Origin of the sequence: Tenuifilum thalassicum, from assembly GCF_013265555.1 — a bacterium.
GTDB classification, from domain to species: domain Bacteria; phylum Bacteroidota; class Bacteroidia; order Bacteroidales; family Tenuifilaceae; genus Tenuifilum; species Tenuifilum thalassicum.
Genome location: NZ_CP041345.1, coordinates 2,719,517 through 2,741,776, shown reverse-complemented (window position 1 = coordinate 2,741,776; position 22,260 = coordinate 2,719,517). Strand labels below are relative to the sequence as shown.

At 38.3% G+C, this 22,260-nt stretch carries 22 protein-coding genes; 18 read left to right on the top strand and 4 right to left on the bottom strand.

Annotated elements, in window-relative coordinates:
- Window positions 1-4 precede the first annotated feature (4 nt).
- The 15 genes from rpsE (at window position 5) to FHG85_RS11285 (ending at window position 13,394) form a co-directional block, all read left to right on the top strand.
- The gene (gene rpsE / locus FHG85_RS11355) at window positions 5-526 is read left to right on the top strand and encodes a 30S ribosomal protein S5 (RefSeq protein WP_173075974.1); all 522 of its coding nucleotides are present in this window, start codon (window positions 5-7) and stop codon (window positions 524-526) included.
- Window positions 527-537: 11 nt separating this feature from the next.
- A complete protein-coding gene (gene rpmD, locus FHG85_RS11350; protein ID WP_173075972.1) occupies window positions 538-717 on the top strand; it encodes a 50S ribosomal protein L30 in 180 nt (59 codons plus the stop codon).
- A 24-nt stretch (window positions 718-741) separates the two neighbouring features.
- Window positions 742-1,188 carry a 50S ribosomal protein L15 gene (gene rplO, locus FHG85_RS11345; protein WP_173075970.1) on the top strand — a complete coding sequence of 149 codons (447 nt, stop codon included), beginning with the start codon at window positions 742-744 and terminating at the stop codon, window positions 1,186-1,188.
- Between the two features lie 5 nt (window positions 1,189-1,193).
- Window positions 1,194-2,510, top strand: coding sequence for a preprotein translocase subunit SecY (secY, locus tag FHG85_RS11340; protein WP_173075968.1), 1,317 nt, complete (start codon window positions 1,194-1,196; stop codon window positions 2,508-2,510).
- Between the two features lie 26 nt (window positions 2,511-2,536).
- Window positions 2,537-3,307 carry a type I methionyl aminopeptidase gene (gene map / locus FHG85_RS11335; RefSeq protein WP_173075966.1) on the top strand — a complete coding sequence of 257 codons (771 nt, stop codon included), beginning with the start codon at window positions 2,537-2,539 and terminating at the stop codon, window positions 3,305-3,307.
- Between the two features lie 19 nt (window positions 3,308-3,326).
- Window positions 3,327-3,545, top strand: coding sequence for a translation initiation factor IF-1 (gene infA, locus FHG85_RS11330; protein ID WP_173075964.1), 219 nt, complete (start codon window positions 3,327-3,329; stop codon window positions 3,543-3,545).
- A 19-nt stretch (window positions 3,546-3,564) separates the two neighbouring features.
- Window positions 3,565-3,681 (top strand): type B 50S ribosomal protein L36, encoded by a 117-nt coding sequence (gene ykgO, locus FHG85_RS11325; RefSeq protein WP_101259629.1) that lies wholly within the window; start codon window positions 3,565-3,567, stop codon window positions 3,679-3,681.
- A 37-nt stretch (window positions 3,682-3,718) separates the two neighbouring features.
- A complete protein-coding gene (rpsM, locus tag FHG85_RS11320; RefSeq protein WP_173075962.1) occupies window positions 3,719-4,096 on the top strand; it encodes a 30S ribosomal protein S13 in 378 nt (125 codons plus the stop codon).
- Between the two features lie 10 nt (window positions 4,097-4,106).
- Window positions 4,107-4,493: a 30S ribosomal protein S11 gene (gene rpsK, locus FHG85_RS11315; protein WP_173075960.1), complete on the top strand. Its 387-nt coding sequence runs from the start codon at window positions 4,107-4,109 to the stop codon at window positions 4,491-4,493.
- 31 nt (window positions 4,494-4,524) lie between these two features.
- Window positions 4,525-5,133: a 30S ribosomal protein S4 gene (gene rpsD, locus FHG85_RS11310; protein ID WP_173075959.1), complete on the top strand. Its 609-nt coding sequence runs from the start codon at window positions 4,525-4,527 to the stop codon at window positions 5,131-5,133.
- A 15-nt stretch (window positions 5,134-5,148) separates the two neighbouring features.
- Window positions 5,149-6,141: a DNA-directed RNA polymerase subunit alpha gene (locus FHG85_RS11305; protein WP_173075958.1), complete on the top strand. Its 993-nt coding sequence runs from the start codon at window positions 5,149-5,151 to the stop codon at window positions 6,139-6,141.
- Between the two features lie 5 nt (window positions 6,142-6,146).
- A complete protein-coding gene (rplQ, locus tag FHG85_RS11300; RefSeq protein ID WP_173075956.1) occupies window positions 6,147-6,686 on the top strand; it encodes a 50S ribosomal protein L17 in 540 nt (179 codons plus the stop codon).
- A gap of 87 nt (window positions 6,687-6,773) precedes the next feature.
- A complete protein-coding gene (eno, locus tag FHG85_RS11295; RefSeq protein ID WP_173075954.1) occupies window positions 6,774-8,066 on the top strand; it encodes a phosphopyruvate hydratase in 1,293 nt (430 codons plus the stop codon).
- A gap of 78 nt (window positions 8,067-8,144) precedes the next feature.
- Window positions 8,145-10,037 (top strand): menaquinone biosynthesis decarboxylase, encoded by a 1,893-nt coding sequence (locus FHG85_RS11290; protein ID WP_173075952.1) that lies wholly within the window; start codon window positions 8,145-8,147, stop codon window positions 10,035-10,037.
- A gap of 30 nt (window positions 10,038-10,067) precedes the next feature.
- Window positions 10,068-13,394 (top strand): ligand-binding sensor domain-containing protein, encoded by a 3,327-nt coding sequence (locus FHG85_RS11285; protein WP_173075950.1) that lies wholly within the window; start codon window positions 10,068-10,070, stop codon window positions 13,392-13,394.
- Between the two features lie 113 nt (window positions 13,395-13,507).
- Here the strand turns inward: FHG85_RS11285 and alr are convergent, their stop codons facing one another.
- The 3 genes from alr to FHG85_RS11270 all read right to left on the bottom strand — a co-directional run bounded on the left by alr (window position 13,508) and on the right by FHG85_RS11270 (window position 16,268).
- The gene (gene alr, locus FHG85_RS11280; protein WP_173075948.1) at window positions 13,508-14,659 is read right to left on the bottom strand and encodes an alanine racemase; all 1,152 of its coding nucleotides are present in this window, start codon (window positions 14,657-14,659) and stop codon (window positions 13,508-13,510) included.
- A 10-nt stretch (window positions 14,660-14,669) separates the two neighbouring features.
- Window positions 14,670-15,821: an amidohydrolase gene (locus FHG85_RS11275; RefSeq protein ID WP_173075946.1), complete on the bottom strand. Its 1,152-nt coding sequence runs from the start codon at window positions 15,819-15,821 to the stop codon at window positions 14,670-14,672.
- Window positions 15,822-16,094: 273 nt separating this feature from the next.
- Entirely contained in the window at window positions 16,095-16,268 is a 174-nt protein-coding gene (locus FHG85_RS11270; protein ID WP_173075944.1) for a hypothetical protein, read from the bottom strand.
- A 1,295-nt stretch (window positions 16,269-17,563) separates the two neighbouring features.
- Here FHG85_RS11270 and FHG85_RS11265 point away from each other — a divergent pair.
- The 3 genes from FHG85_RS11265 (at window position 17,564) to FHG85_RS11255 (ending at window position 21,712) form a co-directional block, all read left to right on the top strand.
- Entirely contained in the window at window positions 17,564-18,607 is a 1,044-nt protein-coding gene (locus FHG85_RS11265) for a WG repeat-containing protein (RefSeq protein WP_173075942.1), read from the top strand.
- 233 nt (window positions 18,608-18,840) lie between these two features.
- Entirely contained in the window at window positions 18,841-20,319 is a 1,479-nt protein-coding gene (locus FHG85_RS11260) for a hypothetical protein (RefSeq protein ID WP_173075940.1), read from the top strand.
- A gap of 400 nt (window positions 20,320-20,719) precedes the next feature.
- Window positions 20,720-21,712: a D-alanine--D-alanine ligase gene (locus FHG85_RS11255; RefSeq protein WP_173075938.1), complete on the top strand. Its 993-nt coding sequence runs from the start codon at window positions 20,720-20,722 to the stop codon at window positions 21,710-21,712.
- Here the strand turns inward: FHG85_RS11255 and FHG85_RS11250 are convergent.
- Window positions 21,709-22,107, bottom strand: a complete 399-nt coding sequence (locus FHG85_RS11250; RefSeq protein ID WP_246249214.1) for a YbaN family protein — start codon at window positions 22,105-22,107, stop codon at window positions 21,709-21,711. The genes FHG85_RS11255 and FHG85_RS11250 overlap by 4 nt on opposite strands.
- Window positions 22,108-22,260: the final 153 nt, after the last annotated feature.

The window sequence follows — 22,260 nt, the reverse complement described above, 5'->3', positions numbered from 1 at the left end:
AACGATGTCACAAAATACCAACATACGTAGAGTAAAAGCCAGCGATCTTGAACTAAAAGACAGGCTGGTTAGCATACAGCGTGTAACCAAGGTTACCAAAGGGGGTAGAACATTCAGCTTCTCTGCCATTGTAGTTGTAGGTAATGAAAATGGAGTTGTAGGTTATGGCTTAGGTAAAGCTAGTGAGGTAACCGCTGCAATTGCAAAAGGTATTGAGGATGCTAAAAAGAACTTGGTGAAAGTACCTATTATTAATGGTACTATCCCACACGAGCAAGAAGCAAAGTTCAGTGGATCAAGAGTTCTTATTAAGCCTGCATCGCATGGTACTGGAGTGAAAGCTGGTGGTGCTATGCGTGCTGTACTTGAGAGCGTTGGAGTAACCGACGTGCTTGCAAAGTCAAAAGGCTCATCGAACCCTCATAACCTTGTTAAAGCTACCATTCAAGCTTTACTAGAGTTACGTGATGCTCACACCATTGCACAGCAACGCGGTGTTAGCCTTAATAAAGTGTTCAACGGTTAAAACTAAATAAGATGGCAAAGATAAAAGTTACACAGGTACGTAGTCTTATTCGTCGCCCAAAAAAACAACGTGAGATTGTACGTTCGTTGGGCCTACGTCGCATGCATCATACCGTTGAATTAGAAGCAACACCACATGTGTTAGGTATGGTTGCAAAAGTAAAACACCTAGTACGTGTTGAAGAGCAATAGTGATAATAATAACGATTAAAGGTCATGAAACTAAATAGTCTTAAACCCGCTGTAGGTTCTACCAAAAATAGAAAGCGAATTGCTCGTGGTCAAGGGTCGGGACACGGTGGTACCGCCACTCGTGGGCATAAAGGTGCCAAATCTCGCTCTGGATACTCAAGAAAATTCGGTTTTGAAGGAGGTCAGATGCCTATACAGCGTCGATTACCCAAGTTCGGATTCAAAAATCCATTCCGCGTAGAGTACAAAGCAATTAACCTTGAGGTTCTTCAAAACCTAGCCGATAAACATGGTTACACAACAATTGATGTTGATACCCTAATAAATGCAGGTTTGATCTCAAGAAAAGATTTAGTTAAGATACTTGCTAAAGGTACTCTTACAGCTAAGCTTGAGGTAAAAGCCCATGCTTTCTCAAAGAAAGCAATTGAAGCAATTGAAGCAGCTAACGGAACCGTAGTAAAATTATAATAGTAATGAAAGCCTTTTTCGAAACCCTAAAGAATATTTACAAGATAGAGGATCTGCGTAAGCGGATTCTCTATACTCTTGGTATTCTGTTAATCTATCGTTTAGGTAGTTTTATCGTGATTCCTGGTTTGGATCCAACAAAGTTGGGAGAATTGCAGAACCAAACCAAAGATGGTATAATGGGACTTCTTGATATGTTCTCGGGAGGTGCCTTTCATAATGCTTCCATCTTTGCGCTTGGTATTATGCCATACATCTCCGCTTCAATTGTGGTTCAGCTATTAGGAATTGCAGTACCCTACTTCCAGAGGTTGCAGAAAGAAGGCGAAAGCGGAAGAAATAAGTTAAACCAGATAACACGTGTACTTACAATAGGTATACTCCTATTCCAAGGACCTGCCTACATCACTAATCTTTACGTACAACTTCCCGAAGGAGCATTCCTGCTTTCTAAGTTTTGGTTTACCCTAACTGCTACTATTACCATGATAGGTGGTACCATGTTTATTATGTGGCTCGGAGAAAAGATTACCGATAAGGGTATAGGTAATGGCATTTCACTAATCATTATGATTGGTATTATTGCTCGTTTACCCTTTGCGTTTGCAGCTGAGTTCGCATCTAAGGTAAGCGATTTAGGTGGCGGATTAGTAATGCTACTATTGGAACTCATTATCCTGTTTGTGATTTTCATGTTTTCAATTCTGCTTATTCAGGGTACCAGAAAGATACCTGTACAGTATGCTAAGCGAATAGTAGGTAATAAGCAATATGGTGGTGTACGACAGTACATTCCATTAAAAGTTAATGCTGCTGGAGTGATGCCTATTATCTTTGCTCAAGCATTAATGTTTATTCCCATGCTATTTGCACGTTTCGATGCTACTGCTGGAATAGCAGCAGCATTTGGATATACTGGATTCCTTTATAACTTTACTTTTGGCCTGCTAATTATCATCTTTACATATTTCTATACAGCCATTATTATTAACCCTAATCAAATGGCTGAGGATATGAAAAAGAATGGAGGCTTTATCCCTGGAGTTAAGCCAGGAAAGAAAACTGTAGAGTTCCTTGATTCAATTATGTCGAAAATAACCTTACCAGGTTCTATTTTCCTTGCAATCATTGCAATTCTACCCGCTTTTGCTATTAAGCTTGGAGTGAATAATCAGTTTGCTCAGTTCTTTGGTGGTACCTCATTACTAATCCTTGTTGGTGTTGTAATGGATACCCTACAGCAGATTGAGAGTCACTTACTGATGCGTCATTACGATGGTTTAACCAAGTCGGGAAGGCTTAAGGGCCGTTCCACTTTATAGGCATTAATTGCCAAACGTTCTTTATAATGCTTTTATCAAAGACCGACGAAGAAGTTGAGCTGCTGAGGCAAAATGGCGATTTAGTTTCGCGCACATTAGCCGAGGTGGCAAAACATATAAAGCCGGGGATAACTACCAAGAAACTGGATCAGATAGCGGAGGAGTTTATTCGTTCTAACGGTGCTGTACCTGGTTTTCTTGGTTATAGCGGTTATCCTGCAACTCTCTGCATCTCGGTCAACGATGCAGTAGTTCATGGCATACCGTCGAATTATGAGCTCCGCGAGGGCGACATAGTATCGGTCGATTGCGGGACCCTCTTGCACGGGTATTATGGAGACTCAGCATATACATTTACTGTAGGTGAAGTTTCTCCCGAAGTGCAGCGGCTGTTAAGGGTAACCCGTGAGAGCCTTGAAAAAGGCATCGAAAAGGCAATTGCTGGTAACCGTGTGGGTGATATATCACACACCATCCAGGAATACGCCGAAAAAAATGGATATTCTGTCGTTCGTGAGCTAGTTGGGCACGGCATAGGCCGCCATATGCACGAAAAACCCGAGGTGCCCAATTACGGAGTTAGGGGACGCGGTCCTAAGCTTGTCGATGGTATGGTAATTTGCATTGAACCTATGATTAATTTGGGGACTAAGCACATTTACCAAGAACCAGATGGCTGGACCATAAGAACCCAAGACGGAAAACCATCGGCTCATTTTGAGTTGACCGTTGTGATTAGAAAGGGGAAAGCGGAGAGGCTTTCAACTTTCAGCTATATTGAAGAAGTTTTACGTTAATGTTAAATTTTAAGAGCGCATGCCGAAACAACCTGCAATAGAGAAAGACGGAACAATTATTGAAGCTCTCTCGAATGCTATGTTCCGAGTAGAACTTGATAATGGACACATTATTACAGCCCATATCTCTGGGAAAATGCGTATGCATTACATTAAAATTCTTCCTGGAGATAAAGTAAAGGTTGAAATGTCGCCTTATGATTTAACAAAGGGACGTATTACTTTTAGGTATAAGTAAAACAAAAAACTACAATACAATGAAAGTAAGAGCATCAGTTAAAAAACGCAGCGACGATTGTAAAATAGTACGTCGTAAAGGGCGTTTATACGTTATTAACAAAAAAAATCCTAAGTTTAAGCAACGTCAAGGATAATTTGTTTAATTTTGCACACTAATTATTAAGTGAAAATATGGCACGTATAGTAGGTGTAGATTTGCCGAAAAACAAGAGAGGTGAAGTTGCTTTAACCTATATTTATGGTATAGGACGTAGCAGCGCACGTAAAATTTTAGACAAGGCAGGTATCAGCTATGATACCAAAGTAGCCGATTGGTCCGATGAGAACATAACAGCCATTCGTACTATCCTAAACGAAGAGTATAAAGTTGAAGGAGAACTACGTTCTATGGTTCAACTTAATATCAAACGTTTAATGGATATTGGTTGTTATAGAGGTATTCGTCATCGTCTTGGTTTACCTGTAAGAGGTCAATCAACCAAGAATAATGCTCGTACACGTAAAGGAAAGAGAAAAACTGTTGCCAACAAGAAGAAGGCTACTAAATAGTAAATAAACTATGGCAAAGAAATCAACAGCTAGAAAGAAAGTAGTTAAGGTTGATCCGGTAGGACAAGCCCATATCCATTCATCTTTCAATAATATCATAGTTACTTTAACTAATAGCACTGGTCAGGTTATATCTTGGTCATCTGCAGGTAAAATGGGATTCAAAGGTTCTAAAAAGAACACTCCCTATGCAGGCCAGGTAGCTGCTGCCGATTGTGCTAAAGTAGCCTATGATTTGGGCTTGAGAAAAGTAAAAGTGTTTGTTAAAGGCCCTGGTGCAGGACGTGAGTCGGCTATCCGAACCATCCATTCTACTGGTATTGAAGTTACTGAAATTATCGATGTAACACCTCTACCACACAATGGTTGTCGTCCTCCTAAACGTCGTAGGGTATAACCTTTTCTGATAACAATAAAAATTAATAATAATGGCAAGATATACTGGACCAACAACCAAAATTGCTCGTAAGTTTGGTGAGCCCATTTATGGCCCGGATAAATACTTTGAGAAAAAGAATTATCCTCCTGGGGTTCATGGGTTAATGAAGAAACGTAGAAAGGTTTCTGAATATGGTATGCAGCTGCTTGAAAAGCAGAAAGCAAAATATACCTATGGTTTACTTGAACGTCAGTTCTTAAACCTATTTAAGCAAGCTGCTCGTAGCAAGGGTATTACTGGTGAGATTCTTCTTCAACTTCTTGAGTCTCGTCTCGATAATGTGGTATTCCGTTTAGGTATCGCTCCTTCACGCCCTGCAGCTCGTCAGCTAGTATCACACAAGCACATAACAGTTAACGGGAAAGTTGTTAACATTCCTTCATACAGGTTAAGACCTGGTGATATTGTTGGTGTGCGTGAGCGCTCTAAATCGCTTGAGGCTATTACTGAGTCGCTTCAATCAAATCGTCACACTAAATATTCGTGGCTAGAGTGGGATGGAACCAAAATGGAAGGTAAGTTTATGAACGTACCTGAAAGATCCGAAATCCCTGAAAATATCAAGGAACAATTAATTGTTGAACTTTACTCTAAGTAATAAAACCTGTACCATATGGCTATACTGGCATTCCAAAAACCCGATAAGGTTATCATGCTTGAATCTACCGATACTACCGGTAAATTCGAGTTTCGTCCTCTTGAGCCAGGCTATGGTATCACGGTGGGCAATGCATTAAGAAGAATCTTACTTTCTTCGCTTGAAGGTTATGCAATTACCTGGATCAGAATTCGTGGTGTTGATCATGAGTTCTCTACCATTCCTGGTGTAATGGAAGATGTAACAGAAATTGTTCTTAACCTTAAGCAAGTACGTTTTAAACGCATTGCCGATGGTGTTGATAACGAAAAGGTTACCATAACTATTACAGGTCAGAACGAGTTTAAGGCTGGCTACCTTTCTAACTTCTTGTCAGGTTTTAAAGTACTTAACCCCGATTTAGTAATTTGTAGAATGGAGCCCGATGTTAAACTCGAAATCGAGGTTAACATCAATAAGGGTAGGGGGTACATTCCTGCTGAAGAGAATAGACCCGAAGAAGGTGAGTTTGGTATCATTCCAATTGATTCAATTCACACTCCTATTCGCAACGTTAAGTACTCTATCGATAACTATCGTGTAGAACAAAAAACCGACTACGAGAAGTTACTTATTGAAATTGAGACCGATGGCTCAATACATCCAAAAGATGCTTTGAAGGAGGCCGCTAAAATCCTCATTTACCATTTCATGTTATTCTCAGACGAGAAAATTACCCTTGAGACTGAGGATAGAATTGAAGCAGAGGAGTTTGATGAGGAAGTACTTCATATGCGTCAGCTCTTAAAGCAAAAGCTCGTTGATCTCGACTTGTCGGTTCGTGCTCTTAACTGCTTAAAAGCAGCCGATGTTGAAACGTTAGGTGAGCTGGTTCGCTACAATAAGAACGACTTGTTGAAGTTCCGTAATTTCGGGAAAAAATCGCTTACCGAGCTTGAAGACCTGCTTGAAAGTTTGAACCTTTCGTTTGGCATGGATGTATCAAAGTATAAATTGGATAAGGAATAATTACGATGAGACATAGAAAGAAATTTAACCATTTAGGACGTAAGAGCGCTCACCGTAAGGCAATGCTTTCTAACATGGCTTCTTCGTTGATACTGCATAAGCGTATCACCACAACTGTTGCTAAAGCAAAAGCCCTACGCTCTTATGTAGAACCTCTTATTACCAAGAGTAAAGAGGATACAACACATCAGCGTCGTGTAGTATTCAGCTACTTGCAAAACAAGCAAGCTGTAACTGAACTATTCCGCGAAGTATCTCAAAAAATTGCAGATCGTCCTGGCGGGTATACTCGTATACTGAAGACTGGTGCTCGTTTAGGTGATAGCGCTGAGATGTGTATCATTGAGCTTGTTGATTACAATACAACTTACGTTTCAGAGAAAGCTGCTAAACCTGCAGCTAAGAGAACACGTAGGGGTGGTTCAAAAGCTAAAAAAGCTGAAACTAAAACAAAAGCCCCCGAGGCTGAAGTGAAAGTTGAAGAACCTAAGGCCGAAAATCAGGAGAATCAAAATGCTGATAATACTGAAGAAAAGGCTGAGTAATTTTATTTGTTAAGAATATTATTTAGGGATGAGCTTATGGCTTTATCCCTTTTTTTATCTAATTTTTACCTTAAATACTTTAATACTATGGGACAAATTGTTAGCATTCACGCCCGTGAGATTCTAGACTCTAGGGGCAATCCAACTGTAGAAGTTGATGTTTTAACTGAAAGTGGTTATTTTGGTCGTGCTGCTGTTCCCAGTGGTGCTTCTACTGGTGTACACGAGGCTGTTGAACTACGTGATGGCGATAAGGGCCGTTACCTTGGCAAGGGCGTTCAGAAGGCTGTTAATAATGTGAATACTATCATAGCCGATGAGCTTGTTGGAATGCATGTACTAGACCAGCAGCTTATCGATGAAACCATGATTAAACTTGATGGAACTCCTAATAAAGGTAATCTTGGTGCGAATGCTATTCTTGGGGTTTCACTTGCTGTGGCTCATGCTGCTGCTCAAATGACCGGACAACCCCTATTCCGCTATGTTGGTGGCGTAAACGCTCGTACTCTTCCTATTCCTTTGATGAATATCCTTAATGGAGGTTCGCATGCCGATAATAGCATCGACTTCCAGGAGTTTATGATTATGCCTGTTGGTGCTCAATCTTTTACTGAGGCCATTAGGATGGGTGCAGAGGTTTTCCACAATCTTAAATCAGTTCTTAAAGGACTTGGTTATTCTACTAACGTAGGTGATGAGGGTGGTTTTGCTCCTAATCTTAAATCAAACGAAGAAGCTATCACCGTTATACTTCAGGCTATTGAAAAGGCTGGTTACAAACCAGGCGAAGATGTGTTTATTGCCCTAGACCCAGCGTCATCGGAATACTACCTCCCCGAAGAGAAAGTTTACCATCTACATAAGTCAACAGGCGATAAGCTAACCCCTGCTCAAATGGTTGACTATTGGAAAACTTGGGTTGACAAGTATCCTATCATTTCTATTGAGGATGGTATGGCCGAAGACGATTGGGAAGGTTGGAAGCTAATGACTCAAACCTTGGGCGATCGCATTCAACTTGTTGGCGACGACCTGTTTGTTACAAATACTCAGCGTTTACAAAGAGGTATTGATGAGGGTGTAGCCAATAGTATCCTTATCAAGGTTAACCAAATTGGTACTTTAACTGAAACTATCAATGCTGTTCGCCTTGCCGATGTGCATTCGATGACTTCAATCATGAGTCACCGCTCTGGAGAAACCGAGGATACTACTATTGCGCATTTAGCAGTTGCGCTTAATACTGGTTTAATCAAAACTGGTTCTGCATCACGTTCTGATAGGATTGCTAAGTATAACCAGCTTATGCGTATTGAGGAGATGCTTGGAGATGCCGCAATTTATCCTGGCAAAAACTTTAAGTACATAAAAAAATAGTAATCTTACTATAACTTTTAGAAGGCTTCGGACGTAATATCCGAAGCTTTTTTTATTTTTAGGTCATAATACTTTGTCATGGCATATAATTCATTGAATGATTTTATATCGATTCTTGAGGCGAATGGGGAGCTGGTTAGGATTAAGGGGTTTGTCGACCCCGATCTTGAGATTGCAGAAATAACCGATAGGCAGTCGAAATTACCTGGTGGTGGTAAGGCTTTACTTTTTGAAAATACTGGAACTAAATTCCCTGTGCTTACCAATGCATTTGGTTCCCATAAAAGGATTTGCCTTGCACTTGGTGTTGAAGAACTTGAGATGGTAAGAGAAAAAATTTCGCAACTTTTCGAACTTCTTTCAAAACCTAAAAACTCGATATGGGATAAACTTGAGGCGCTCCCACAACTAGGTCAAATGTCATCATGGATTCCTACTCTAAAATCAGGTAAAGGGGTATGCCAGGAAGTAATACATCAGAACCCCGATCTTGGTGCTCTTCCTGTTCTAAAATGCTGGCCTTTTGATGGAGGACGTTTTGTTACCTTGCCCATGGTTCACACAAAACATCCCGAAACGGGTGTTCGAAATATCGGTATGTACAGGATGCAGATTCTGGATGGTACTCACACTGGTATGCATTGGCATATGCACAAAACAGGAGCAAAGCATTTTCAGGAGTATAAACGATTAAAAAAGCTAATGCCAGTGGCCGTTACGCTAGGAGGAGACCCGTCGTACACCTATGCTGCAACTGCCCCCGTACCTGAAAATATTGATGAATACCTGCTTGCTGGCTTTTTAAGGAATAAGAAGGTTAAACTTGTTAAATGTTTAACCGTAGATTTAGAAGTGCCCGAAGATGTCGATTTTGTTATTGAAGGATATGTTGACCCTAGCGACGAACCGGTTTGGGAGGGCCCTTTTGGCGATCATACGGGTTTTTACTCTTTGGCCGATTGGTATGCTCGATTTACAGTTACTTGTATAACCCATAGGAAGAAAGCCATCTATCCTGCAACTATTGTTGGAGTACCTCCAATGGAAGACGCTTATATCGCTAAGGCTACTGAACGAATATTCCTAGAACCAATACGTAAAGCAATATTGCCTGAACTTGAAGACATGGTGCTTCCAGCAGAAGGCGTTGCTCACAATATTGCTCTTGTTAAAATAAAGGATGAGTTTAAAGGACAGGCCTATCGAGTTATGAACGCACTTTGGGGAGCAGGTCAAATGATGTTTAATAAAATTCTTGTTGCTTTTCCTAACTCTCTGGACCTAAATAATGGAATGGAGTTGCTTAGGCATATTTTTAATGTAGTCAATCCAGAAACTGATATCTATTTTGGTAAAGGACCTCTCGATGTGCTTGATCACTCATCAAACCAATTTGCTTTTGGAAGCAAACTTTTTATTGATGCAACATCCGAAAGAAAATCCCTTAATAAGTTAGAGGTAAATGTTGATGAGCTAGTTCTGAAACTAAATGAAATTTCTGAACAGATTGTAAAGTCAAATGTTTCCTTAGTAAATGAGGATGTTCCAGTAGCAATTATATCAGTAAACAAGAAAGAGGTTGGTGATTGGAAAACCTTTAAAGAAAAGCTGACTGCTAGTGATGCACTTAATGGGATTAAGGGAGTAGTTCTTGTAGACATGGACGATGTAATAGATGATTTATCGGTTGTTCTATGGTATGTGTCTGGTAATGTTGACCCTCAACGTGATGTTTCAATGGTATTAAATGGTGGAGAGGATTGGAGAATTATTATTGATGGTACAAAAAAAGCTTATCCTAGCGACAAGTTCCCTAGATTATGGCCCAATATTGTATCGATGGATACCAAAACTATTGAACTGGTCGATAAGAAATGGGAATCATATGGCATAGGTGAATTTGTTAAATCGCCTTCATTAAAATTCCAAAAACTTATAGTAGGCAGTGATGCCGTAGTTCGATATTTTTAGCTTTTTTGTATATTAGCATAATTCTTGCAATTGAAAAGGGTTAAAACCATATTGTTAAACTTTGTGTTTGGTGCTTGTTTGCTGGCGAGCACAAGCGTAAGTATTGCCCAGAGGGTTAATGTAGAACTTTTTAATTCCGATAATGGCCTACCACAATCATTTGCTAAAACAATTATTCAGGACTCTGTAGGATATCTGTGGGTTGGTACGCAGGAAGGCTTGTGCCGATACGATGGATATGAATTTTTAATTTATTCAAACGACCCTTACGATAGCACCACATTATCTAATAACTATATTCAGAATATTGTAGAGGGTAACGATGGGGTATTATGGATAGCCACTTATTATGGGTTGAATAAGTATGACAGGCACAACAATAAGTTTAAAACCTACCTTCATCTTCCAAATGATTCAAGATCGCTTTCGTCAAATAAAATATTAAGGGTTTATAAGGATAAAAGTAATCGGATATGGGTTAAAACAATTGATGCGCTGCATCTTTATAATCCTAAAACCGATGACTTCACAAAGTTTAAGCACTATAATGATATTTTTAATATATCCCAATCCAATGATGTTAATCCCGTTTTTGAGGATTCAAAGGGGAATCTATGGTTAGGTACAAAAGATGGCCTCTTTTTATTCGATAAAGAGCGATTGCTTTTTAAAAGATTTCACGAGGAACCCGGTAACTGGTATTCGCTTTATGGGAATAGGGTGAATGCTATTGTTGAAACAGGAAAGGGTTTACTGGTTGGTACTGACAAGGGAATTAGCGTTTATAATTATAAATCGGGAAGTTTTACTAGGTTTAAGGTAAATGTTAAAAGTAACGAGGATAGGCGCTTAATTGAGAGGATTCAGTTCTTAGGACTCGATTCCGATTCTTCTCTTTGGGTGGGCAGCTTAATGGGATTAGCAAAAGTGTTACCAAATGGTGATCTTCTAAAATATAATAACCTGTACTTTAACAATGAACGGGTCGAACTTATTAACGTTTCAAGCGTTTTACGTGACCGTTCAGGTGTGGTTTGGGTAGCTTCTCAAAATGGGCTAGTTAAAATTAACCCATTTACAAATAGAATATCAGGCTATAGCAAGGATGTTCAAGGCAGAAAACTTTTTTCAAATAATATTATTGCCTCAATAAGTCTTGATAATGCTGGTAATATTTGGCTGGGCACTTGGGGAACTGGGCTTCATGTTTTTAATCCAAAAACAGGATTAAACAAAAGATATACTAGAAGCGGTCCCAACTACATACCCGATGATTTTATCCATTCGTTACTAAAACTACGTAATGGTGACATGGTTATTGGAACTCGGAATGGTGTTTTTGTGCATCCAAGAGGGGGGAGAAATATTGTCGACTTATTTGAATACAAGGGAATATATGTAGGTGATCTTTTTAGGAATAATAGGATATATTCTATTGCCGAGGATTCTATTGGTAGGATTTGGCTTGCAACTCATAATGGTTTGCATAGGGTTGGTAAGCAAGGTGTTGTTAGCTTTTATGCCTTTAGGCGCGATTCTTTATCGCTTCTTAGTAACGAGGTTTACGATGTTTTAGTTGATAAGGATGGTAGTGTTTGGGTTGCAACAAGTAAGGGCGTTTCATATCTTAATGAAAGCCTTGATAGGATAAAGCATTGTAGCATTTCTGCTAAAGATGTTAGTATTCAAATAGAGGCTCTTTGCCTTTATCAATCCATGAATGGTTTAATATGGATTGGCTCTACTAGTGGACTGTATTGGATAAATCCTAAAGATAAGGCCAAGAAGGTTCATAAGGTTAGTTTTAACGGTTTGAAGATGGGCTTGGTTAATGATATCCAAGAGGATAGCAGAGGTCGTATTTGGCTGAGTACAAATAAGGGGCTTATTTCATTTAACCCTTTGTCAAACCTTGTCCGTACCTATGGAAAACGAGATGGTTTGTTTAGTAATGAGTTGAATATCAACTCTTCCTTTAAGGATGATAAAGGTTATCTGTACTTTGGCGGAATTGATGGTGTAAATATCTTCCATCCAGATTCCATACCACTAAATACAGTTGCTCCAAATATCAGTATAAGTAAGGTCAGCGTTTATAGTAAATCAAGTAGCTACGAGATAATACCATATAAAAACTCTAGAATTACTTTGCCCGATAATTTTAGCAATATTACATTTACTTTAACTGCTCTTGACTTTGTTCATCCTGAATTAAACTCATATCGATATAGGCTAGTTGGACACGATAATAGATGGATTGAACTAGGTGCTAGCAATAAGGTGTCCTTCTCTAACTTACCCCAAGGTAATTACATCTTCCAGATTATGGGGGCCAATAGCGATAAGGTTTGGACTAAGGAATTTATATCTCTTGAAATAAATGTGGTTGCCCCTTGGTACAGAACTAAATTTGCTATCTCATTTTACATATTTGTTCTCCTCTTAACCTTTGTAATAATTATAATTCGAAGGAATAGAAATGTAAAACGCGTAAACCGACTCCTCCAAGAAAGGGAAGCTGTGCTTGAAGCCCTACGAGAACAAAAAGAAGAACTTGCCCTTAAAAATAAAAATATAACCGATAGTATAAATTATGCAAAGCGAATACAGGATTCCATGTTGCCATCCATTTCTCATTTCAAGCAGCTGGTTCCTGAATCGTTTGTTATATACAGGCCAAAAGATATAGTAAGTGGCGATTTTTACTGGATTAACGAAACTCGAAATAAAACATTTATTGCTGTTGTCGACTGTACGGGCCATGGTGTTCCAGGTGCTTTCATGTCTATTATTGGAATTGAACTCCTTCGTAATATCACAAACATCGAGGGAGTTGACGACGCTTCTGAAATCCTAAACCGGCTAAGCATAGCTATTCATAACACTTTTGCTACCAGCAATGGTGAAAATACTGGCGGAATTAAGGTTAAGGATGGTATGGATGTGTCGTTTTGTATTATCGACAAGGAGTATAACATGCTTCAGTTTGCTGGAGCCTTTTCTAACCTATTCTTAGTCCGCGATGGTAGGCTTATAGAAATCCGTGGCGATAGATACTCGGTTGGTATGGCAAATGAGCTTGGGCATAGCTTGTTTAGTAGCTACTATATCCCAATTCAGCCTAAAGATATGATATATATGTTTACCGATGGCATTGTTGACCAGTTTGGAGGGCCAGAAGGGAAAAAGTTCAAGTATCGTCGATTTAGGCATTTGCTACTAAGTAACTATATGAAACCGATCGAGGAACAAAGGAGAAGTATTGAGAAGGCTATCGACGATTGGAAAGGAGACCTTGAGCAAGTGGATGATATGCTTATAATAGGTGTAAAACCAGATCTTAGCTGTTTGTTCTGATTTATACGTGATTAAGTGGCATATGCTAGCCCGTTTTGCTTATGCGTTCGAGTTTTATTCATTGTTTTATTTTCAGTAATTTCCTTGTTAATCGTTTCTGCACTGTATAATTATTAAGAAACAACATTTCTGGGAATATTTCCTGGTAATCGGGCTAACACCTGATAGTTAAGCTGGTTGCTCATGTCGCTAAACGATGCAACGGTAATACACTCTCGCTTCTGCTTGCCAATTAGTACAACCTCATCGCCTTGGTTAACGTTAGGGATATCGGTTACATTAACGCTAAGTGTATTCATGGTTACCGATCCAACTACTGGAGCTTGTTTGCCATGAATAAGTACTCTTCCCGAGTTGCTTAAGGAACGGCTATAACCATTGGAGTAACCTATAGGAAGTATAGCTACCTTGGTTTTACGATTGGCCATATATGAAATGCCGTAGCCCACAAATTCGCCAGGCTCAACATTCTTAATTGACATGATATGAGTTTTCCACGAAATAACACGTCTTAGGTCTGATTCTTTGGCATTATTTTCTTTTATCTGATGAATAAGAGTTTCTTGTGTAGGCCAAAATCCATATTGGGCAATACCAACTCTTACCATATCCATTCGGGTTTGTGGGTAGGTGAGGGTTGCCGCCGATGCTGCTGTATGGCGATATTTTGGAACTAAATCTTTAAGAAGAAAATATTCGTAGAACGAGTTGTAGATCTCTATTTGGTTCATTACTCTTAGATGATTGGCAATAGTTTCGGCACCAGCATAATGCGTACATAATCCAACAAATTCTATCAGATTGAGGTTTTCATGCATTACCGATGTTACTTGCGGCAGCTCTTCAAATTCAATGCCAGTACGGTTAAAACCCGTCTCAACCTCAATGTGTATTTTTGCAGGTTTTCCAATGCTTTTTGCTAGTTCGATAGCTTTTGTTAGTCGGTATAAATCAAATACATAAAATTCAATTCCGTTTTCAATAGCCCAAGCAATTTGTTCGTCGCTTAGGTAGCCCATTATCATGATTTTGGATTTGTCACTCTTAACCTTAAATACTTCCAATGCTTCGGCTGCTGAAAAAACTGAAAAGTGGTTTACTCCTGCTTTTTCGGCTAAAGGAACAATGTTTTCAACGCCATGCCCATAGGCATTGCCTTTTACTACAGCCGAAAGTTTTACGTTACTGCCAATTATCTTTTTTAGGTATTGTATGTTATGTCGATAGGCTGATTTACTAATTTCAATGTATGATGTTTGTTGCATGTGTGATTCTTTAACCGTTTAATAGTTGACTTAGCACTTGTTCAAAAACAAGAATAGATGGTTCAATGATTTCATCGGGGAAATCGTAGTCCTCGTTATGTAGCTGTGGATGGTTGATGCCAGCACCCACTCCAAAAAAAGCAGTATTGCAAATGTTGCTGAAGTGACCAAAGTCTTCGCTCCACCTAAAGGGTAGGCTAAGCGAATGATGTTTAAGGACTAATTTATTGCATGCATCCTTTACTATCTCATTACTTTCTGGGTGGTTGATGGTTGCTGGAAATTCTTCCTGGTAGGTTATTGTATGCTTTAGGTTGTATTCCGAGCAAATGCTATTAACAACACTTTCGGCCTTTTGCTTTAACAGCTGCATATCGCCATTTTCAAATGAGCGGAGCGTGGCCATAACAGTTGCTTTACCTGGAGTTGTGCCAAAAGCAACTTCTCCTAATTTTGCATGTATTACTGTTAGTAGTACAAAATCTTTAAAACCGGCCTTCTCTGATGCTATTTTGTTAAAACCTAAAATGATATTAGCCATTGCTCTGTCGGGATTATTCCCATCTTCGGGATGTGCGGCATGCGACGATAATCCTTTTAGCTCAACAATCATCCCTGTTGATGCAGATGCAAAAGTTCCAACACGAGTGTAGATAGTTCCTTTTTCAAATCCAGGAAGATTATGAAGGCCAAAAGCATAATCGGGTTTTATGCGCTTAAATTTTGGATCGGAAATTACTTTTGAAGCACCCTCGCCAGTTTCTTCAGCTGGCTGGAAAAGTAACACAACTTTCCCTCTCTTTGGTGGATTAACGCTTAGGATTTTGGCTAAACCTACAAGAATGGATGTGTGCCCATCATGGCCACAAAGGTGAGCTATTCCCCTATTGCTCGATCTGTAGGCGAATAAGTTGCTTTCCTCAATTGGAAGCGCATCCATATCGGCCCTAAATAGGACTGTTGGGCCATTGTGCCCAGAATCAAAGACTGCTGCTACACCATAACCACCAATGTTCTCAATAATTTCTGTTGGATTTGTTTCGGCAAGTAGCTCTGCTACTTTTTGGCTAGTTGCACTTTCAAAGCCTGAAAGTTCTGGATGCTTATGTAAATACTGCCTTAAAGTGATTAAATCGCTTAGTAAACTTGTTGGTAATGGCATTAAAAACTCTTTCTCTTTGTTTTATTTTTATTTTTTACAAGATAGTGCTTTTTGCTGGAAGTATCAAATGAGAAGCCTATGTCTTGAGTTTTTGGGGTGATGGATGAGGGGGTATGAGTTGGAAACATTCGGAAGTCTTTTGTCATGCTGAGTTTGTCGAAGCATCTCTTTCAGAGGAATGAGAGGAAGTTAGAGGAAGTTAGAAGAATGACTCAGAATGATTCGGAAATAATCGGAAGGTAGCGGAAACCATTTTTGTTTAATGCCTAACATTTAACGTTTAACGCTCATCGCTTTTGGTGTTTCGAAAAGTAGTTCAATATCTGACGATTTACAAAAAGAAAATTCAGCCCCGTTGGGGCGAACTAATGGTAGAATCAACAAGCCCCAAAGTGATTTGCGATGCACGGAAGAACCACCCCAAAGAGCGAATATGAGACGTTGCATCGCAAATTTGATTAATTGTCCTAAGAATCAGTTTGTCATGCTGAGCTTGTCGAAGCATCTCTTCTTGAAGAATACGAGGAAGTTAAAGGAAGTTAGAGGAAGTTAAAAGAATAATTCGGAATGATTCGGAAACATTCAGAAGGAATCGGAAGCGCCTTTTTGCTCCGAACCTGTCAATGTTGCGCTTGTGGTGGCTGAGCCTGCTGGTGGCTGAGCTTGTCGGTGGCTGAGCCTGTCGAAGCCACATTTGTTTCCCCTTCTTTTGCCTTGATGCAAAAGAAGCAAAAAATCAAGGCTGAAAAGCCTGTTCCGATGGGGTCCCCGTGGTCGTGTCTACCGCGCGGTGCAACTCGCCATGCCGCAGGCATGGCTCAAACAGCACCGCTTCCTTTGCCCTATGCAACGACCCACCCACGACCCATTCGCGGAATAGCCTTTTATGCCGTTTTCTTGTAAACCGAAAATCCAAAGATATCAAATTTGAATTTTGAACCATTTGTGTCATGCCGAGCGTAGTCGAGGTATCTCTTCTTGAAGAATATGAAGAAGTTAGAAGAAGTTAAATGAAGTTAGAGGAATGACTCGGAATGATTCGGAAATATTCGGAAGGAATCGGAATTTCATGTGACAAATCTTGAATCTTGAATATGAAATCTTGAATTAATGTCTTGCTGAGCTTGTCGAAGCATCTCTTGTTGAAGGATATGAGAAAGTTAGAAGAAGCGAGAGGAATGAAACGGAAATAATCAGAATAGATCGATGTACTAGGACTGGTCTCAACAAATTGGGAAATAATACACACCCAACCACTGAACTGCGCCATGTTTTAAACATTTAAAACTCTTCATCAAATGGGGGAAAAGCCCCCTGCAGAAAATTGTATTATGCTATTACAATTGGCAAGGTTAAATTGACGATGGTTAAACAAAGGTTGAGTTGATCAATAAATATTTCTGAGAAATCCTTTTGATGACAATAAAAAATTTTTACATTTGTTTTAACCTACCACACAGGTTATGAATACATAAACTAAAATAAAACATATTCATGGCAAACAACATACTAGGGCATAAGTCAAACAGTACGACAGATATTTATAGACATGTTTGTAAAAGATCTCTCACAAAATTCTGAAGCACTTTGAATAAAACTTCAGAAGACATCAATAGAATAACAAGCACTTACACACAGTGATAGTAATAATATATAAACTGCAATTAACTTTTACACATACGTTGTATGCCATTTTGACAAAAACACAATCGCAGCCTTCAAAACCTGAAAATAAAACTGAAATGGAAGATATAAAAAAAATCGGATTACTTACTTTAATAATTTTAATCAACATTGGATGTAGAAATTCTTCCCAATCGAAAGTAGCACAAAGCCAAACAAAAGATTATGATTCGATGGAAGAAACCAATGATTGGTATGAAGATACTGATGGCAATTCTAAAACCTTAAAATTAGTAAGAGCCAATGGAAAAATTGGGTTCTTATATGAGAACGGTGAAGAACTATTTCCTTGTATTTTCGACAGTGTAGTTGATGCTGAAAATTATGCATATGGAAACGTTAATGGGAAATGTGTTCCAACAAACAAAGTATATTTTTCTCCTTACGCAAAAGTTAAAAAAGATGGGAAGTGGGGACTCATCAGCAGTGAAGGGAAGGTTATAATTTCCTTTAATTATGATGACATATATACTTTTGATTATAAAAAAACGAGCAGAATGGAAGGTCCTTACATTGAATATTTTGATTACAATGGAGAAACGGCAATCGTGAAAAGGGACGGGAAATGGGGACTAGTCAATAAAAAAGATGAAGTATTAGCCGACTGTGTTTATGATGAATTTTACATTCCAGACGTGCAATTATTTTACGAGAAAAGAGCCGCTGCAAAAAAGGACGGTTTATGGGGTTTTCTTAATGAAAAAGGCGAGTTAGTTGTGCCATTTATGTACAATGATATTCTTGTTTCTGAAGAAGTTTCTGTTGAAGGTGGACGATGGTTTTTCTCGCAAGATGGTTATTGCGCTGTAAAGAAAAATGGGAAATGGGGTCTTATTGATAAATACAACAATATTATAGTTAATTTTGAATTTGATAGTATTAAATTTACTTCATACGGGTTAGAGGATTGGCGTTATTTTTCTGAAGGATTTTTAGCAGTTCAAAAAGGGAAATGTTGGAGTGTTATAAATAAGAAAGGATTAAATCATATTCATTTTGAATATGATGATGTAGAGATTTGGTCAGAAGGAAATGTTTGTGTTAAAAAGAATAGTAAATGGGGTCTTGTAGATAGTACTGGAAAGCAACTTGTTCCCATATAACACAAAACTGCGATGGATGCTGGAAATTCTAATTATAAAAAAATAACGAATAGAGAATATAAAAAACGGCATACAGTATTATGTATAAAGTATTGGGGTTTAAGTGGTTGTATTAAGTGTTCTGCCCCGCATTAGCTTCTGTAACGGCAGACAGGGACCAAGCCCGCAATCCCTAACGTTTCATACATGTAACCGTTTCGCACCAACCATTTAATTAAACCTATGGGCACTAAATGATTAAGAAAGTTTTTGCTTTACTAATAGTAGCATTATTACTTGCGGATATTGGATACACATTCTTACAGAATTACTATACACCCTTTGATGGAGATATGGCGAGTGGCATAGTTCCTGCTGAAGACGTGAAACCAATTCTTGAAAGTCCATTCGGTATAAGAGCTATTTTATACCATACAACTTATCCTAATCCGAACAGGTTTTTCTGTCATTGGACTTTTTATAAATATTTTAATTATGTTCCATTATTTCTTCAAAATTTCACAAGCCCTCTAAATAGCGCATACCTATCATGCGCATTGGCTAAGACAATAATTCAAATTATAATTATTTTTTTACTTTCTATTCTTATTTCGGGAGGCGTTATGAAATTTGATTTTTTAGTGGCTGCAATCCTAATAACCCCGCTTTTTCAGACAAACGGATATAGAGGCTATATGGGTATCATTGACCCATCCACTACCTATACCTTTTTCTACGCGCTTCCTACTATTTTAATTCTAATATATTTTACTCCACTTTATTTAAAACAATTTTATGGATTTGAATTAAAAAGAATGAAATACATAAAATACTTTTGGATTCTACTGGCTTTAGTATCTAGCCTAAGTGGGCCTTTAAATCCTGGAATATCATTAGTGATAAGTATGCTGTTTTTTATACATTATTTCTCACAAAATTTAAACGACTCAAACATTACCAAAAGAGCTATTAAATTAAAATTGACTATTCGTAATATACCCCAAGAAATTTATTTTTACTTGATACCCATTTGTGTTCTCTCATTATATTCCTTATTTCTTGGAAGATATAATTCTGTAAATATTGCCAATAGAATGCCATTATCAGCATTATATTCAAGACTACCTGAAGGTATATACTATTCGTTTACTCAAAAATTGGGATTTCCTGTTTTGTTTTTATTCTTATTAATCAATGCGTTAATTATTCGTAATAAATATAGAAATCCAGAAGGTGAAAAACTATTGAAAACATTTAAATGGATTGGACTGTTTTCTCTAATTTACATAGCACTATTACCTCTTGGTGGATATCGAAATTATCGCCCTTATGTCCTTAGATATGACACAATCATACCAATAACAGTAAGTTTAATGTTTGTTTTTGCCAAAACAACAATTTTTATTTTGAAAAATTTTTCGCACAAACAAAATTACTGGTATATACCTTTAGTGTCTTTAGTATTATTTATCTTCACAAATGCTGACAAACCCAATTTTAATAAAAATAGTTGTGAAAAAAATGCAATTCTGAAAATAGCAGAGTCAGAAGAGCCAGTTGTGAAAATTGATAATAATTGCACCGTTTTATCATGGAAAATTATTGAGAATCCTCATGAGTCTATGCTTAATGCTAAATTGCTAAAGATTTGGAGAATTCTTGATGATGACAAGTTGTATTATCAAAAAACTCCAATTGCCAGAACACAGAGTAGCCAATTAGAGTTTCAGTAGTTTGAAATGATTGCAACTTGCTTATTTACTTGTAACTTGACAAAAAAACCGAACAATCAGGTACTGGCCTTGTAAACAATGTCGTGTGTCAATATCGAGAATGGAGATATGTGTTAAATGTGTGCAGGAAACGTGGTGCTGATTGTTATGCTGAGCAAGCCAGGGATTATCTTATGATAAAACGCAAATAGCTCAGATTAGAAAGGTTTTTATAGTGAGCCATCACCTCACAAGCATAATATCTTTCTTTTTTGTATGCGGTGATAAGAGAGTTGATTTTAGTTCTAGCCAATCGTATTATTTTGCCCAGTGTTGTAGCGGCATCTCTTATCCTAGTAAACTAACATTTGCCAATGAGAAAAATTTCATGCAGCTTTGCATTAATAAATATTTGTGAATCATGAGCAGCAAACTTAACATAGCTATCATGGCTGGAGGCGATTCCTCCGAAGCTAATATTTCCTTGCAAAGCGCAACCCAAATTGCGGGCTGGCTCGATCCTGAGCGTTTTAACGCTTTTAAAATAATAGTTAAGGGGAATAGTTGGAGTTTAGAGCAGCCTGGTGAAAATCCTCTTCCTATCGATAAAAATGATTTTACGGTAACAATTAATGGAAAGAGAATAGCATTCGATTGCGCTTTAATTGCCATACATGGCACACCAGGTGAGAACGGATTGCTGCAGGCTTACTTCCAAATGCTTAAAATTCCTTACACCACTGGTGGCGTAATGAACTCCGCTGTCACTTTTAATAAGTATTTCAGTAAAGAGCTTGTTGTTGCAACTGGTGTATCATTAGCAAAAGATGTAATCATAAAACGAGGCGAAAATTATGTCCCCGAAGAGATAGTTGAAAAGTTAGGACTTCCTGTTTTTGTAAAGCCCAATGAGAGTGGAAGCAGCTACGGTGTCACAAAGGTTAAAACAATAGATGATTTAGCACCTGCTATTGATAAGGCTTTTACTGAGGATGAGTTTGTGATTGTTGAAGAATTTATTTCAGGAAGGGAGCTGACATGCGGAGTTTTTAAAGGAGCCAAGAACGAAATTGTTTTACCCGTTACTGAAATTATTCCAGAAACCGAATTTTTTGATTACGACGCCAAGTATCTTAACAAGTCACAGGAAATAACACCCGCTCAAATTCCTGACCAGCTAAAAGAGCGAATACAGAATTTTTCCTCTAAAATATATGACCGTTTGCAGTGTAAAGGAATAGTAAGGGTCGATTATATTGTCAGGGACGAAAATATCTATTTCCTTGAGATTAATACTGTACCAGGAATGAGCGCTGCAAGTATAGTTCCACAACAGGTGAGGGCCACTGGGATGAATATGCGTGATTTTTTTACCATGGTGGTAGAGGATGCCATTGAACGAAGCGGTCGTTAGTCTGGATGGCTATTCCGAAGTTTAACAACATGAACGGTTACACCAATTGCTACCAATAGCAGTAAACCTCGAATATAGTTGTTTACATTAAGCGTTGAAATGCTGGCTAGTATGGTTGACCATAACAGAATCAGAGTAAACCATTTTACCCGCTTTGGGATGGAGCGATTCTCCATGTAGTCGTGAATATATTTACCGAATATTCGATGGTTTACTAACCATAAGTAAAGTTTGTCGGAGCTACGTAAAAAAAGAAAAGCGCTAAGCAACATGAATGGAGTAGTTGGTAGTAATGGTAAGAAAATGCCAATTACTCCAAGCCCAAAAGAAATTATACCAAATGCAATAAATAACGCCCTTACTAATGGGCTTTTCTTTTTTCTCGCCTTCTTCAAAACCGTTCAAAGTTAGTTAAAACATAAAAGGAACGTAAATTCCAATAAGCAAAAGAATGATAAAAGAATTGACATCAAAAGTAGCTAAATCCATTTAAAACCAGCTTTAGCCACTAGCGAGAACTTTACTTTTATTGAATAAGTTGCTATGGT